At 38.6% G+C, this 16341-nt stretch carries 11 protein-coding genes; 2 read left to right on the forward strand and 9 right to left on the reverse strand.

Annotated elements, in window-relative coordinates:
- Positions 1-118: 118 nt before the first annotated feature.
- From CD152_RS04910 to CD152_RS04950, 9 genes are all read right to left on the reverse strand, one after another.
- Entirely contained in the window at positions 119-1519 is a 1401-nt protein-coding gene (locus CD152_RS04910) for an alpha-amylase family protein (RefSeq protein WP_103214465.1), read from the reverse strand.
- Between the two features lie 130 nt (positions 1520-1649).
- Positions 1650-2036 carry a YisL family protein gene (locus CD152_RS04915; RefSeq protein ID WP_012656503.1) on the reverse strand — a complete coding sequence of 129 codons (387 nt, stop codon included), beginning with the start codon at positions 2034-2036 and terminating at the stop codon, positions 1650-1652.
- A gap of 87 nt (positions 2037-2123) precedes the next feature.
- Positions 2124-3023 (reverse strand): fumarylacetoacetate hydrolase family protein, encoded by a 900-nt coding sequence (locus tag CD152_RS04920; protein ID WP_012656502.1) that lies wholly within the window; start codon positions 3021-3023, stop codon positions 2124-2126.
- Positions 3024-3098: 75 nt separating this feature from the next.
- Positions 3099-4091 carry a hypothetical protein gene (locus CD152_RS04925; RefSeq protein WP_086038381.1) on the reverse strand — a complete coding sequence of 331 codons (993 nt, stop codon included), beginning with the start codon at positions 4089-4091 and terminating at the stop codon, positions 3099-3101.
- Positions 4091-7537, reverse strand: coding sequence for a helicase-exonuclease AddAB subunit AddA (gene addA, locus CD152_RS04930; protein WP_101140962.1), 3447 nt, complete (start codon positions 7535-7537; stop codon positions 4091-4093). The genes CD152_RS04925 and addA overlap by 1 nt, the downstream gene beginning before the upstream one ends.
- Entirely contained in the window at positions 7521-10877 is a 3357-nt protein-coding gene (addB, locus tag CD152_RS04935) for a helicase-exonuclease AddAB subunit AddB (RefSeq protein WP_103214466.1), read from the reverse strand. Before addB ends, addA begins: the two co-directional genes overlap by 17 nt.
- Positions 10878-10938: 61 nt before the next feature.
- The gene (gene lepB / locus CD152_RS04940; protein ID WP_101140964.1) at positions 10939-11487 is read right to left on the reverse strand and encodes a signal peptidase I; all 549 of its coding nucleotides are present in this window, start codon (positions 11485-11487) and stop codon (positions 10939-10941) included.
- Between the two features lie 33 nt (positions 11488-11520).
- Positions 11521-12087, reverse strand: a complete 567-nt coding sequence (locus CD152_RS04945; protein ID WP_101143361.1) for a TVP38/TMEM64 family protein — start codon at positions 12085-12087, stop codon at positions 11521-11523.
- A 95-nt stretch (positions 12088-12182) separates the two neighbouring features.
- Positions 12183-13520, reverse strand: coding sequence for a glucose-6-phosphate isomerase (locus tag CD152_RS04950; RefSeq protein ID WP_101152794.1), 1338 nt, complete (start codon positions 13518-13520; stop codon positions 12183-12185).
- Positions 13521-13741: 221 nt separating this feature from the next.
- Here CD152_RS04950 and CD152_RS04955 point away from each other — a divergent pair, with 221 nt between their 5' ends.
- Both CD152_RS04955 and argH read left to right on the forward strand, forming a co-directional pair.
- The gene (locus CD152_RS04955; RefSeq protein ID WP_101044529.1) at positions 13742-14950 is read left to right on the forward strand and encodes an argininosuccinate synthase; all 1209 of its coding nucleotides are present in this window, start codon (positions 13742-13744) and stop codon (positions 14948-14950) included.
- On the forward strand, positions 14943-16316 hold the full coding sequence (argH, locus tag CD152_RS04960) for an argininosuccinate lyase (protein WP_103214467.1): 1374 nt from the start codon (positions 14943-14945) through the stop codon (positions 16314-16316). Before CD152_RS04955 ends, argH begins: the two co-directional genes overlap by 8 nt.
- The last annotated feature ends 25 nt before the right edge of the window (positions 16317-16341 follow it).

A 16341-nucleotide genomic window follows, 5' to 3' on the forward strand; every position in this document is an offset into this window, starting at 1 on the left:
CGTATTTCATTAAAAATGGCTGCGCTAATACAAGCGCAGCCGAGTAACTAAGTTTTATTTTTTTAAGTGTCTACTTGACAGGGTGATGTTCAATACGCCGATTGTCTTTTCGTTATTTCTATTTTCTTAAATTATTGACATGTTTCTTCCTATTTCTTGCTGCACCGATGATAAATACTGTAAAGAGCACGATTGTTAACAGTGATGCGATCACATAACCTAAGTTCAGTCCACGTGGTGGAACGAGTGCGTAAAGCTCCGTTTCTTCACGGTTCGTTATCAAATTAAATGTGCCGTCCTTCACATGGATTCTATCTCCAATAAGCAATCCGCTGAGCATCTTATCGCCTGGTATGTCTTTGTCCGTCAGCTTAACGTTTGTAGACTTGCTTGTATCGTTAATATTATAGATGAAGTCTACCTTGTCTGTATCGAAATAGATAAGCTGCTCACCTTTTTCGTTATAGATCACTTTAGATGTACCATCGAACATTTCTTTATACTTATGATAAACTTTGCTCGTCTGTTCTAAGTATTCCACCACTTCTTTATCCGTTCTAAAATCGAGTAGTTGGTGTGTATCGGGAAGTTTTTCGCCATTCATCGCAATCTCAGTACCATAAGTCATACTGACTGGTTGCTTTTGTACAAACAGATAGCCCATCATCTGTTTAATACGTGTTCCTGGGAACATATTTTCATGAACCGCATAGCTTGTGAAACGTGGGGTAAAGAAGTTATCAGCTGAAAGCAGCTCCTTCTTGTTGTGCTGCTCTGGGATTTCCTCATCAACATTCTTGAATGCTTGTGCAATTTGCTCTGATGTCTTCCCAGTCTGAATGTAATCATAGCCGGTTACTTTAACATCGCTATTGGTAATAGCAATCTTTGTTATATTCTCAGGAAATACTTTTGAAAGATCGACATTATCCTGAAGTACATACATCGATAAGCCGTCGACTTTCGTTTTGTTTACGAATTCTGTCATGAGCTGCTTATAGCGCTTAATATTTGCTTCATTCGTTAGATCAATCATCGGTGTATCTTTATAATACGACTTCTCTATTGCGTTCATCTTAGTGTCTTCTGTTGCTGTGAAATCATCCGTTGCAACAACAGGCATATCGACGATGACTTTCATATTATTTTTATGTGCAAGATATACGAGCTGTTTAAAGTCCTTCTCTCCACCGAATGTTTTAGAAATCTGATTATAATTATTAATCTTATACCCTAGATAATCATTCTTCTCATGGTCAAACACCGGTGAGACATGAATGGCATTAAAGCCCATCTTCTTAATATAGTCTACCTTATTGATGATGCCTTTAAAGTCCCCACCGTAAGGCAGATTATTGTCTTTGTCATTATGAATATCTTTATTATTATTCTCATCACCATTCATAAATCGATCAGTAAGAATGCTATAGATACGCATTTCGTCCTGACTGGCTGCTTGTGCAGGTAGCGCACTGAATGATAGCAGTAATATCATCAATATGATTGAAATTCTTTTCATTTGAATACCCTCACTTAAGTTATTACATTGATTATACTAAATTACTTATCGTTTATGTAAGAGTTCATAAAATATTCAAATAAAAAAGACGGCGAGAAACAATTAACGTTTCTTGCCATCTTTTCATGTTTTACTTAAACATCGTTGTAATTGGCCCCATTGGTAAATGAATACCCAAGCCGATTGTTAAGATAACAAATAATATTACAAGATAGAAGAAAGTTCTTGAAGGTTTCTTCTTTTTCTTCTTCGCGATTGTCATCTCCATTAAACCGATAGTAATTAAACCTAATAAGAATTTAATACCATACAATGCTGAATCTACTTTCATGTACTGCATAAAAATCATAATTCCACTGATGATAACAAGTAATGCAAATAATCTTTGAACCATAAGCAATGGCTTGAAATATTTACTAGGACCTAAACGATCAGAGAAATTAGAGTATGTTGCAAAGAAAACAATAATTAAAACAACCCAGCTTAGAATATGCAGATGAAACATACCAGTTTCCATGTAATTCACTCCTTTTTATTCATACTGTTATTAGTTTAACATAGATTCTTATACTTGTACCAAAATAACTGTATGAATAAAAGGATACTATTCTTCGATTGTATTCTGTAAAGTACCGATACCGTCAATCGTTACTTTAATTTCATCCCCACGCTTCAAGTATGCAGGTGGATTCATTCCTGCACCTACGCCGCTTGGTGTACCTGTTGCGATAACATCACCTGGGTGTAGTGCAATATATTGTGAAATCTCGGCAATCAGATCGTCTATTTTCTTTACCATATCTTGCGTATTGCCATCTTGACGAATCTCACCGTTCACTTTCGTCACGATATTTGCATTTTCTGGCATTGGCAATTCATCTTTCGTTACAATATATGGCCCCATAGGACAAGCACCTAATAAGCTCTTAGATAAGAATGCCTGAGCGTGTGCCTTCTGCAGGTCACGTGCCGTAATGTCATTAATGATTGTATAACCATAAACATAATCCAATGCTAATGCTTTAGGAATCTTATGACCGTATTTACCGATGACAATACCAAGTTCTCCTTCATAGTCAAGGGCTTGTGTTACATCAGCATGTGATGGGATGCGAGCGCCATCTCCAATTAAGCTTGAAGGTGCTTTCGTAAAGACATAGAGTTCATCCACATCATTATTCATTTCCTTCGCATGATCTGAATAATTTCGTCCAATAGCGATGACATTATTGGTCGGAACAACAGGCGGCAGGAACGTCATATCTGTATATGCAACTTTGTAATCTTCGGCATCCTTCTCTCGCTCTATCTGTTCGATTGTTTTACGTACAAGCTCCTGAAAGTCGAGCGTATTGTTTTGCTGTAATGCCTCTAATAATGTCTTTGGGTAATTCGCTGTATTGGTTGCTTCAAATACACGTACGAGATCCCATGCTGCATCTTCTCTTTTAACCTTTACACCGAAAGATTGTTTACCTTTATACTCAAACGACAAAAATTTCATGAATTCCACTCCTTCTTATACTTTGTTTCATTATACAGAAAATAAGATGATGTTTCATTGTTTTAGAGTTATTTTTCAGATTTTTTTGAATTTACTCTTTTTTAGATGAAGTGCTAACATTAAAACGATAAATGCTGCACTTATAATTACAGTCAATATCAAGCTTTCTGTCATCATTACATTTAAGTTCTCTGGCGGAAATGAACGGAACCACCCTGTAAATATCAGTGTGGCACTGATCTCGACAATTGCGACAAAGGTCATCAAAGTAACAATTTCCCTAGAAGTGACATGAATATTGTAATCGAGTAACATAGCGATGGCTAGTCCTTGTAATAAAGATCCGGATAATATAATGATAAACTGTGTCCAGTCAAAAGTTGTGCTAAACAGCTGCAACTTAACTGCTGTTCCTAATGTTAACAGTATAAGCGCTAACGGAAGCTTGAACCGTGTGATTCGTGCACGTCCTATAAGCATGGAAGGTACAATGACACAACATAGCACGATTATATAATGCCACAGATGTGATCTGAACAGTTCTCTATTCAACTGTAAGATTTCTCTGTAATGAGAAGCGTTGTATGTTCCAATAAATTCCTGGAATGCATTAACATTAAGGAATGTCTCCTTGTCACCATAGAGTAATAAAGACGGAATTAAAATAGCGATAATCAGCACACTCATCAATAAAGAAGCGATGCTGATATAAAGTGTACGTGAATATGTTCCGATGAACTTATAAATCATATTCGTAACAATAAGTCCAATCATCATCATCAATATGATGCTCATTCTTGAATGAACTAATATGAGAAGCCCAGCTATAATCAGGTAGGCCATCATCCTGCGTGTAAGTTGCACACGTGCCATAAAATAAGCGATGACCGGAATCATTGTAAACAGAATGATAAATAAGTAAGTTTCTAGTACAGGCAGTTCTTCTTGCGCATAATAATCGAATGGATTAATAAATTCAACAGGCTGTGCACTTAAATATATAAATTGCAGCCCGTAGATCAATAAAACGATTCCCATCATACTGTATTTAAGCAATAATTTTATCATTATACCTCAACCGTTCCCGCTTCAAAGAAATATAGATATCCAGTTACAGGTTCATCTAATATAACTTCCAGCGTCTTCTTATAGTAATTCATCTGAACTTCGTAACGAAGCTTCAATTCTGCTAATGTTTCCTCTGTCGTGCGACCGAGTCTTGAGATTACCTGATCCGTCTTATAATCGATAAAATAGTAATGTCCTTCATACTTAAATACACAGTCAATCATCCCCTGGACAAGCTGATCTGGATGACTTTGTGTGATATACTGCTTACCGATAACAAACGGCAGCTCAAAGTAAACTTCGTCTGCATGAACCAACCTGTCATAAAGTACAGTCTTTGTGAACTGATAAATATGTTTTTCGTTGATGAGCGGTCGTTCTTCATCTGAAATAATGCGACGATTTACTAAATCATCAAGAAAATGCTTGATATCCTCTGAGTCCACATTGTTTAAGCGTGGCAGATGCTGCATTACTTTATGCATAAGTGTTCCATATTCAGCCGCTGTCTTCTTCTCTTCAGACATAAACTTTGGACGATCATAAGTCGCTTTACCGAGCCGATATTGATTGATATATGTCCAGGCAGTGGCTTCATCATCTGTTTCCTGTGCTTTTTTTATTTCTGATACACTTTCTTTTGTCGGCAGCAAATTCTCACTCAAATATGGATAGCGGTAGTTTTTGAGTTCCTGTAGCCATGTCACACCTTCGGCTTTAGTAGATTCAGCTGTTTCTGTAGATTTATTTTCGAGCGTGTTCAGCGTACGAATCATACGAACGGCAATAGAGTCATCATGTAATGCAATCGGTGCGATAAACTGTAGCGGACTCAGTGCACTCAGTCTATAGTAATCGTCCATCTTTTTATCGACGTCTACATTCTGAAACTTCTCTATCACTTTATCATCCTTAACATTTCCTACAAGCACCAGTTTTTCACGGGCACGCGTAAGCGCAACATACATCAACCGCAACTCTTCAGATACTTGTTCATTACGAATCTTCGTCTTAAATAACTGATTGATTGCTAACGGATAAGTCGTATGCGCCATCTTATCATAGAAAGTAATGGACAGGCCAAGACGTTGATTCAGCAGCAGCTGTTCCTTCGTTTCCATCAAGTTGAATTGACGGTCAATATTGTTATAGATGACAAAAGGAAACTCTAATCCTTTAGAGGCGTGGACCGTCATCATTCTGACAACGTTAGCTTCATCTGAAACGATATTCATCTCACCAAAGTCTTTACCAGCTTCTAATATATTGTCTACAAAGCGAAGAAACTGATAGATACCTCGGTAGCTGCTCTGTTCGAACTGTTCTGCCTTTTGTAGCAGACCTTCCAGATTGGCTTGTCGCTGGTGACCTCCTGGTAGTAAGGTAAACTTTTCAATGAGCAGCGTATCATTATAAATGTAATCGATTAAGTCCTTCACACTCACCTTTCTACTTTGTTCACGATAATCCGAAATATCAGCGAGTACCTTCTTCACCTTATACTTAAGCTGTGCATCTTCACCATTAACACTATATGAGAGAAGGTTATGATAAAGAAAGACTGAACAGTCGGATCTCAATGCCGTAAGCTCATGGGCATCAAACTGATAGATGATGCTGCGCAAGAGCCCAGCTAAGGGAATATCCTGTAACGGATTATCTACCACTCTTAATAAACTTAAAATCGTATTAATTTCGTCTGTCTGAAAATACCCTTCCTTACTATTCACATGAAAAGGAATCTTACGGTCTTTCATCACCTTCATATGCTCTGCAGCATTGCTAAACCCACGCTCTAAGATTGCAATATCTTTATACTGAGCTGCACGGTACTCCCCTGTCTTAACATCATAAACTTCTTCTTGTGCAATAATCTGTTCGATGACATCGGCAATATGATGAGAAGCAAAGTATTCGATATCATTCAGTTCCTCTTTATTCAGAAGATGAAGTTCAGTGTGCTGTGACACGTCGTCATAAGGTGCACCATAATACAGCATCTGGTCATCATCATAGATGATCTCACCAAGTTTCTCATCCATTATTTTAGAGAATATTTCATTTGTATTGTTGATGACAGCACGACGTGAACGGAAGTTTTGAGAAAGATCGATGACCTTACCAGGTCCACCTGATTTAAAATGACTGTATTTCTCCATAAATAGTTCAGGTTCTGCCTGTCGGAATTTATAGATGGATTGTTTTACATCTCCAACCATAAACATATTATCATCACGTTTGATTGCCTGGATGATACTTTCCTGTACACGGTTCGTATCCTGGTATTCATCGACAAGAATCTCCTTATATTGCGCCTTTAGCATGTGCGCAATTTCTGTAGGCTCATCATTGTGGATCAATATTTGCAGAGCGAAATGCTCATAATCGCTAAAGTCTATCAGTTTACGCTCACGTTTAAGCTGGCTGAATCTATCGATGACCATCTGTGTCATACGTGTCAATCGTTCTACTTCAACCGACATCGCGCGAATATCATCAGCAAGTTCTTCTATTGGTGCATATAGATAGTTTTCCTGAATATTTGATACCAGCTTCTTACTCTGTGCTAAATATTCTTTTATGCCTTCATTTAATTCTTTGTCGTATGGATCATCGCTCTTTTTCATATTTGGTTTGCGACCAAATTGAATACTTTGAATAAATGAGAATTTTTCCTCCAGCGATTCAGGAAACTGTTCCAGCTGCTCGCGTATTTTCTGTAGATATTCAAGATTTGTATCTAATGCCGGGCTGATACATAGATCTTCTGCACGCTTAATTAACTGGACTGCCTGATGCAGTTCGTCATTAATCTGTTGATTAATCGACAAGAAATAACTGCTGTCTGTTGAAACGTCACGATATGAAGTTGCAATCGCTTCTAGCCACCTCGAAGGATGACTGTTCGCAATTGCAAAGTTGTACAGCTTCACTAATGTCTTCCTTACGTAATCATCTTTACGGTCTGATGAAAGATGCAGAAGTAACGTCATATCGTCCGGATGTGCAGCTTCATAAATTGTTTCTAATACATCATCAATCGCTTGCATGAGTAATAGCGCACGTTCTTCTTCAGAGGCAGTTCTGAATGTCGGATCAAGATCAATCGTATAGTAGAAGCGCTCGATTAAATTAAGACAGAAGCGATGCAAAGTCGATATATCTGCCTGATGCAGTTTAATGAGCTGCGTTTTTAGATGTTCATTATGAGGTGCATCATTCAATGCTTCTTGTAATCGATTGAAAATACGGTGCTTCATTTCTTTGGCGCTTGCATTTGTAAATGTAACGACGAGCAGTTCATCGACATTGACCGATTGATCGATGATTTTTCTGATGATACGCTCTACAAGCACTGCTGTCTTACCACTGCCCGCTGCTGCTGCGACGAGAGTATCCTGACCTGTTGTCACTATCGCTTCTTGCTGACTAGCTGTCCATTGCATCTTTATTCACCGCCTTCATAATTTCATCTAATGGGTCGATATCTTTATCAAACGTTCTGATATCCTCCTGGTTTAATATCGGATCGATATGGCATACTGATTTAAATGCACAGTGCAGACAAGGATTCAGCTTGTCGTATCTCACAGGATTGATACGGCTGTCCCCTTGCAGTATATTTTGTGCTGTATGCATAAACTGCTGTTTATTATGCTGTAGAAGTGCATGCATTTCTTCTAATGCAAGTGTTCTGGAACTTCTCTTATTGAACGAGCCATCATTCTTTAACATCGCAGGCACAATTTTCGATTTCTGTCCCGCTTCAAGTGTCGTGTCCATATCTTTCGCGATTTCTATATCATCAAGGATAAACCCTTGCATACTATACTTATTAAATCGTTCATCGAAGAGCTGCGCTGCACCTTGCTTCACGTTAAATGATAGTTTGGGATTGTACACATGAAAATAAAGCATCCCTGCTGGTATTACATCACTTTTGAGTCCAAGTCGTGCCGTGTTTGAAAGCACGACGTCCATATAAGTAAGCATCTGCATTTGCAGTCCGTAATAGACCTGCTTTAAGTCAAGATCAGTCTGACGTGATTTATAATCGATGATGCGCACATAATCTTTCTCTGGTGATGGGAGTATATCGATCCTATCAATCTGTCCCGTAATCTCGATCTTTTTATTTTTACCGAAACGATAGATTTGCGTATCCAGTGCGCCACCTTTACCAAATTTCGTCTCAAAACACGCCATCTTAAAGTTACTGTACTTCGTCTGACGTTGAATCGCAGTGAAAGTCGAAAGTAATATTGTCCTGATCTGTTTAACGATATATTGATAGTAATGTTTAGAATACAGCACTTCATAATGAACAGAAGGCAAGGACGCTTTCAAATAGTCGTCGATTTCTGAAGCGATGACAGCGGCATCCACTTGCAGCACCTGATCCTTGAACTTCTCGCTTAAGTGTCGCAGTGCATCATGAAAGATATTACCAAGCTGGAATGACTGAAATTGATAAGGCAGACGTTCCTTTAATCTTAAACCATGGTTTGCAAAGTGTTTGAATGCACATTGGTTAAATGTTTCAAACCTTGAGACGCTAGCCTTTATCGTATCGCCATAAAGACGCGACACCTCATGTTCCGCGAGCATCTCAGATTGATTTCTGTAATGTCTCAGCTTAAATACATGTTCAAATTGCGGATCTGTCTCATACACTGCCACAACGTCTGACCAAGTATCGTCTTCAATATGTGACACCGCATGTTTGATTCCCGCATGATATGTTGTGATACAGTCCTCTGGATTTAGATCATGTGTCATATCCTGGACCTCAAGATGTAACTGTCTCTCTAATCGCGCTAAATACCTTGAAGGACGCATCGCTTCCTGGTTCATATTCATTAAACTGTATGATATGTATACCGAATGCTGTGCATGTGTCACAGCATTATAGAATACAAACCATTCATCCTGTATCAATACATCCGTTGTTGGTGCAAGTTGAATATCCCCTATTTCCTGCATCATACGTTTTTCCTGGTCCGTAATCAGCGCATCTTCTTTCATCGGTCGAGGCAGAATATCATCATTGACCCCACATACGAATACATACTTTTTATTTTCTACCTTTGCAAGATCAAGATTTAATATCTGTATCTGGTCGAGTCCTTGAGGTGGTGCATTATATTCAAGTGCCAGAAACCCGACATCTATAATATCGCACATCACCTTATAATCTAATGTCACTTCATCCATAATCAATACGAAATCATCCAGTACCTGATTTAGTCCAGTCAGTATCTGGTCAAATGTCAGCGCAATATACTGTTCCCCGTTGTCTTTAGCCATATCTTTATGCTGCATCAAATATTCAGGTAGTGAAATTGACAGCATAAAACTATAGATTGCACTTGCAAATGCACGTCCGGACTGCGCGTTTACTATCCCTTCCTTGAAAGGTTCTATGACAGATAGCAGATAGTCGATATATTGTAGTAGTGCATCCCATTGGTCTTGTTCATAGACATCCTTTTCATCATAAAATAATTTACGTTTATGAATTAGATCATCATAATACATACCACGCTCAATCATAACGTTTTCCAGCATATCAATCAGGAGCAGATCTTCTTCTCTCTTAAATTCGTGTGCAATCAGACCTGTCTTCAGGGCTCGAAATAGATGTTCCATACGCATATTAGTCTTAAATGCATCCAGTAATGAACGAATCAGTTCAATTGCTTTATGGTGAATCATCAACTCTTTATAGTCCGTGTGATATGGGATCTGGTGCTTACGACAAACATCAATCAGCTGCTTGACATAGCTTTCATCACGATAGAGCACTACTATATCTTTAAATCTTTCGCCTTTTCTGACGAGGTCCATTATTTTGTGTGCGATATGCGCAGCTTCAGCTGGTACCGATGCATGCTGTGATAAATGTATATGCTCTGTATGACTGATTGATACTTCACGCGAGAAACTGTTTTCAAGCATGTTCAGTTCGTCATTGAAACGATAAGAAACATGCATATTGTCGACATGATACGTTAATGCGCGCTCATGCAGATAAGTTTTAATATGGTTCAATGTTTCTGTCGTCTTTCTAAACAGTACAGGGTCTGTCTGGTCAATTGTCAATGCGATTGTCAGTGATTTCGCATGCTGTGCCAACGATTGAATGACCATATATTCTACAGTCGTAAAGTTATAGAAACCATCAATATATATATCCGCATTACGAATAGTCTTTGATGTTTCTATCATTTTACATAGGGCAACGAGCATATCCTCTGTCTGCATATACTGCCCGCTCATCTTCTCCTCCAATGATGTATACACTTCATATATGTCATGCAGCTTATCTTTCGTGCGCACATCCATTTCTTTTCCGAGCAATGTGTAAACATCAGATGGCGTGACATTATATTTTTTTAGTTCTGAGATGACCGCTGCCATCTTTTGACTAAAGCCAAAATATGCGCTTGTTGACTGAAATCTCTTTAATTCATCTTTATGCTCATTCAATATTTGATATGTCAGCATTTCAACGCCACTATTTGAAATATGCTGCAGTTCCGTGCTTCCTTCTTCACTTTCAAGTCTCCAGAACAGTCGATCAAAGGAATAGATTGCTGTACGCATACTCCCTTTAATCATCGCATCGTGACTTAACGCCTGTTCAATCTGAAAGGTACTTTGTCTTGGTGCAATCATAATAATTGGATCCCCGAGCGGTTGTCCTTTCAGCTGTGACTTTATTCTTTCAATAATTTCATGGGTCTTCCCTGTCCCTCTTCTGCCGAGTAATAATTGAACTGTCATCTGTTTCCTCCTAAAAAAACAACTTTACAAACAGGAATATTTTGTAAAGTTGTATCTATATTTATTGTGGATTAAAATTCACATGAAATGTATCTAGCGGCCAATATCTTACCTGTACTTCTCCTACAACCTGCTGCTCTTTGATCAATCCGAAACGTCTGCTATCATTACTCGTCTCTCTGTTGTCTCCAAGAACAAGCAGCTTACCTTCTGGAATGACCGATTTGCCGCCCGCACCAGATAGATCACTTACTTTGAAATTTTCTGTAAGCAATATATTTGTCTTAGCAATTCTATTTTCCTGAAGGTATGGTTCATCAGTACGTTCACCATTGACATATAAAACATCATCCCTGTATTCTACTTTATCTCCCGGCTTTCCTATAATACGTTTAACATAATCTTGAGTACTTCCTGTATGAAAGACGATAACATCGCCATGATGCAGTGTACTCAACTTATTAACTATGACCTTATCACCATCAGTGAAGGTCGGATACATTGAATCGCCACTTACAGAATAAGAAATAAAGAAGAATGTCTTTACAACAAAATATAATACTGTAGCAATGACAATCGCAATCAGCCATTCAATAAATTCCCGCTTCAAAAAGAGCACCTCAACTTATTTTATATTAATCACTTATCTTTCCAGATGCCGCTCAATTCTTTTACCAATCCACCACAGAATCACGAGCACTATAATAACAATTATACTCTTTTCAGGTGCTTTCACAAAGGAATATATATCGTTACCGATAAAGCTTAAAGTAAACAACATGATCGCTTTTCCGAATAGAACGACCCATAAATATCTCTTTATATCGAGCGTGCTTAGACCTGCCACAATATTGACCAGACTGGAGGGCGTGAATGGGAAGCAGAGTAACAAAAATAATGGCAGCATCCCCCTATCATCCACCCTTCTTATAAATTTTAATGTCTGCGGATGTTTGTTTAATCGTCTTAAGAGTCGGTGCTGCCCATAGGTTCTCACTAAAAGCGTAACACAATATGAACCAGCTACTGCACCGCTCCATGTAATTAAGAATCCAGGTATCAGACCATAAGCATTCACATTAACGACGGCAAAGACCATAATTGGTAATATCGGAATAAATGCTTCAATAAACGGCAGAAGAAAAGCAATAATAACGCCAAGACCTTTAAATCGTTCAAATAATTCCAGTAAGTACGCTTCTGTAAACAAACCCTCACCTCACTTTTAAGTGATTATAATGTAAATATTAAAAAAAACAAACTATGAACAGTTCATAGCTTGTTTTAAGAATAACATGACATATATTATTGAAGTCTTGCCTCTAGTTCTGCTTTCTTGTCTTCAAAGCCAGGTTTCCCAAGCAATGCGAACATATTCTGCTTGTATGCTTCAACCCCTGGCTGATTAAATGGATTCACACCGAGTAAGTAGCCACTCATCGCAACACTTAACTCGAAGAAGTAAACAAGGTAACCGAAAGTAAATGCATCTAACTTCGGTACTTCAACGACGAAGTTTGGTACCCCGCCATCGCTATGTGCAAGTAACGTCCCCTGGAATGCTTTCGTGTTGACGAAGTCCAATGTTTTACCCGCTAAGAAGTTCAGACCATCTAAATCATTTTCATCCGCTTCAATTGTGACGTCGCTTCTTGGTGTTGTTACTTTAACGACCGTTTCAAATATGTCACGACGCCCTTCCTGAACATATTGACCTAATGAATGAAGGTCCGTTGAGAAGTTCGCGCTTGATGGATAGATACCTTTAAAGTCCTTACCTTCAGACTCACCGAATAACTGTTTCCACCACTCGTTGAAGTATTGCAGACTCGGCTCATAATTGATTAACATCTCAATCGTGTACCCTTTGTTGTATAAAATGTTACGCAGCGCTGCATACTGATAACTGATGTTCTCAGAAAGCTCAGAAGAAGCAAGTTCTGTACGTGCGCTTGCTGCACCTTCCATCATCGCATCGATATCATGACCAGCTGCTGCAATCGGCAATAGTCCTACAGCTGTTAATACAGAGAAACGTCCACCAACATCATCCGGCACTACGAATGTTTCATAGCCTTCAGTCATTGCTAATGACTTTAAAGCACCTTTAGATTTATCCGTAGTTGCATAAATACGAGACTTCGCGCCTTCTTTGCCGTATTTCTCTTCCAATAGTTTCTTGAATACACGGAATGCAACAGCTGGTTCTGTCGTCGTACCTGATTTAGAAATCACGTTCACTGAGAAATCTTTGTCCTGAACATATTCAATTAAATCGTTCAAATAGCTTGAAGATAACTGATGTCCTGCAAAGATAATCTGTGTCTTATCTGATTTCAGGTGATCAAATGATTTATTGAGCATCTCGATTGCAGCGCGTGCACCGAGATAAGACCCTCCAATGCCGATAACAATTAATACATCACTATCTGCATTTATCTTCTTCGCACTTTCTTTAATACGTGCGAATTCTTCCTTATCGTAATCTACCGGTAAATCGAGCCATCCTAGGAAATCGCTACCTGCACCACTACCTTCATGGATTACATGATGAATATTTTTCACTAAGTCCTGCATCTGTGTCAATTCATGATCTCCTACGAATGATTTTGCCATGTCATAGTTAAATTTAATATGCGTCATTTCTATTCCTCCCGTTCATAGTTTCACAATCATTGTACTCGATTCAGCTTAAGTTCACAATCCATAGCGCTTTATAAAGCGCTTACATTGTAGAAACCGAAATGTTTTATATTTTTATTCTTAAAAATGAATAATTATACTTGATTTTAATTATGCATACTGATACATTATTATGTATATTAATTAATATATTAAATTTAAGTATTAATGGAGGAATTGAAATGAACGATAAACAAAAAGTAGTATTAGCATATTCTGGAGGATTAGATACAAGTGTCGCCATTCAATGGTTAATCGAGAAAGGATACGAAGTTATCGCATGCTGCCTTGATGTCGGTGAAGGAAAGGACCTTGCACACATTAAAGAAAAAGCACTTAAAGTCGGCGCGATTGAATCGATTATGCTCGATAAGATTGAAACATATGCAGAGGACTACCTATCATATGCAATCAAAGGAAACAGTCTATATGAAAATACATATCCGCTTATTTCAGCATTAAGCAGACCGCTGATCGCTGAAGCACTTGTAGAAGTCGCACATCAACATGAGGCGAAATTCATTGCACATGGCTGTACAGGAAAAGGAAATGACCAGGTTCGTTTTGAAGTTGCGATTCATAGCATCGATCCATCTATTACGACACTTGCACCGGTACGTGACTGGGGTTTTAGTCGTGAAGAAGAGATTGAATACGCTAAAGCACATGATATACCTGTGCCTATTAATTTAGAATCACCTTACTCAATTGACCAGAATCTATGGGGTAGAAGTAATGAGTGCGGCATCTTAGAAGATCCCTATGCCACACCACCGGAAGATGCATATGATTTAACCGTATCACCGAAAGATGCACCAGATGAAGAAGAGATTATTGACATCACTTTTAAAGCAGGAATTCCAGTTGCATTAAATGGGCAGTCTTTAAAATTGCACGAAATCATCAAACAGTTAAATGAATCAGGAGGTAAACACGGTGTCGGCAGAATCGACCACGTTGAGAATCGTCTGGTCGGTATTAAATCACGTGAAGTGTATGAAGCGCCAGGCGCAATGATCATTCTTAAAGCACATAACGACCTTGAAACAATCACCTTAACGAAAGATGTGCAGCATTTTAAGCCCTATGTTGAGCAGCAGTTTGCTAACCTTATATATAATGGCTTATTCTTCTCTCCATTAGCAGACCATCTGAAACATCTGTTGACGGATATGCAGCAATACGTTAATGGTGAAACAAAGGTTAAGCTCTATAAGGGAAACATCACAGTAATCGGGAGAAAAAGTGATAACACTCTATATAACGAGAAGCTCGCAACTTATACGAAAGAAGATACATTCAACCAGCAGGCAAGCGTCGGATTCATTGAAATCTATGAACTTCCAGTGAAGCAGGCAACGAGAGTGTATAGAGGTGATGCACATGAATAAAGCGCTGTGGGGTGGCAGATTTAAAGAAAGTATGAGTGAACAGGTCGCCGACTTCAATCAATCGATTGAAGTCGATGCGAGACTGTTCTACCAAGATATTAAAGGAAGTATCGCGCATGTTACGATGCTTGAGAAGACGTATATCATCACTTCAGATGAAGCGAATCAAATTATCAATGGACTACAGGGCATTATAGCAGACTATGAAGCGGGTAACGTCACTTTCAAAAAAGAACTAGAAGACATCCATCTTAATATCGAGAAACTACTGATAGAAAAGATCGGCCCTGTTGGAGGAAAGATGCATACCGCTCGTTCAAGAAATGATCAGGTCGCAACAGACATGCACTTGTATGCAAAAGAGATGACAGAGGCCATCATTACATCTATAAAAGCATTACAACACGTCATAATCGATTTAAGCAAGCAGTACCATACTGTAATTATGCCGGGATATACCCACCTTCAGCGTGCACAACCGATTCTTTTCAGCCATCATATCATGACATATTTCTGGATGCTGGAACGTGATAAAGCAAGATTCAGTGAAGGCTTAAAACGCATCAATATATCACCACTCGGTTCGGGAGCACTTGCAGGAACGACCTTTCCCATTGACCAGCAGTATACAGCTTCACTACTCGAATTTGACGATGTCTATGCAAACAGCATCGATGCAGTAAGCGACAGAGACTATGTACTCGATATAATGCATAATATTAATCTTCTTATGATGCATCTATCGCGCTTCTCTGAAGAGATCATTCTTTGGTGCAGCGAAGAATTTAAGTTTGTAACTTTAAGCGATGCCTATACAACAGGTTCCTCTATTATGCCTCAGAAGAAGAATCCAGATATGGCCGAACTCATACGAGGTAAATCCGGAACAGTGGCAGGTAACTATATGGGACTGCTGATGACGATCAAAGGTTTACCACTTGCATACAATAAAGACTTACAAGAAGACAAGAAAGGATTCTTCGATAGCATCGATACAGCATTGCAGTCTGTTCAAATATTCACTGGTATGGTAGATACGATGGAAGTCAATGCAGCGCATCTCTCGAATATCACACAAAATGATTTCTCAAATGCGACGGAACTTGCAGACTATCTGGTAACGCTCGGTATTCCTTTTAGAGACGCACATGAAATAACAGGACAACTCGTACTTTATGCAATTGATAACAATATACTGCTAAAAGATATTCCATTAGACCATTATCAAGGTGTTAATAAAGATATCACGAACGATATATATACGAAGCTCGATCCCGAACATGCAGTAAATAGAAGACTTAGTGACAATGGAACAAGTACAAAAAGCGTGTTGAATCAAATCGCAAAAGCAGAACAATACATGTAAAAAAGCAGCGGAATCCGCTGCTTTT

Source organism: Macrococcoides caseolyticum, assembly GCF_002902665.1.
GTDB classification, from domain to species: domain Bacteria; phylum Bacillota; class Bacilli; order Staphylococcales; family Staphylococcaceae; genus Macrococcoides; species Macrococcoides caseolyticum.

Excerpts from the sequence above, each read along its gene's own strand:
- CD152_RS04955 (WP_101044529.1), top strand. The coding sequence starts at position 13,742 with ATGAACGATAAACAAAAAGTAGTATTAGCATATTCTGGAGGATTAGAT.
- addB (WP_103214466.1), bottom strand. The coding sequence starts at position 10,877 with ATGACAGTTCAATTATTACTCGGCAGAAGAGGGACAGGGAAGACCCAT.
- argH (WP_103214467.1), top strand. The coding sequence starts at position 14,943 with ATGAATAAAGCGCTGTGGGGTGGCAGATTTAAAGAAAGTATGAGTGAA.
- CD152_RS04915 (WP_012656503.1), bottom strand. The coding sequence starts at position 2,036 with ATGGAAACTGGTATGTTTCATCTGCATATTCTAAGCTGGGTTGTTTTA.
- CD152_RS04925 (WP_086038381.1), bottom strand. The coding sequence starts at position 4,091 with ATGATAAAATTATTGCTTAAATACAGTATGATGGGAATCGTTTTATTG.
- CD152_RS04910 (WP_103214465.1), bottom strand. The coding sequence starts at position 1,519 with ATGAAAAGAATTTCAATCATATTGATGATATTACTGCTATCATTCAGT.
- addA (WP_101140962.1), bottom strand. The coding sequence starts at position 7,537 with ATGCAATGGACAGCTAGTCAGCAAGAAGCGATAGTGACAACAGGTCAG.
- CD152_RS04920 (WP_012656502.1), bottom strand. The coding sequence starts at position 3,023 with ATGAAATTTTTGTCGTTTGAGTATAAAGGTAAACAATCTTTCGGTGTA.
- CD152_RS04950 (WP_101152794.1), bottom strand. The coding sequence starts at position 13,520 with ATGACGCATATTAAATTTAACTATGACATGGCAAAATCATTCGTAGGA.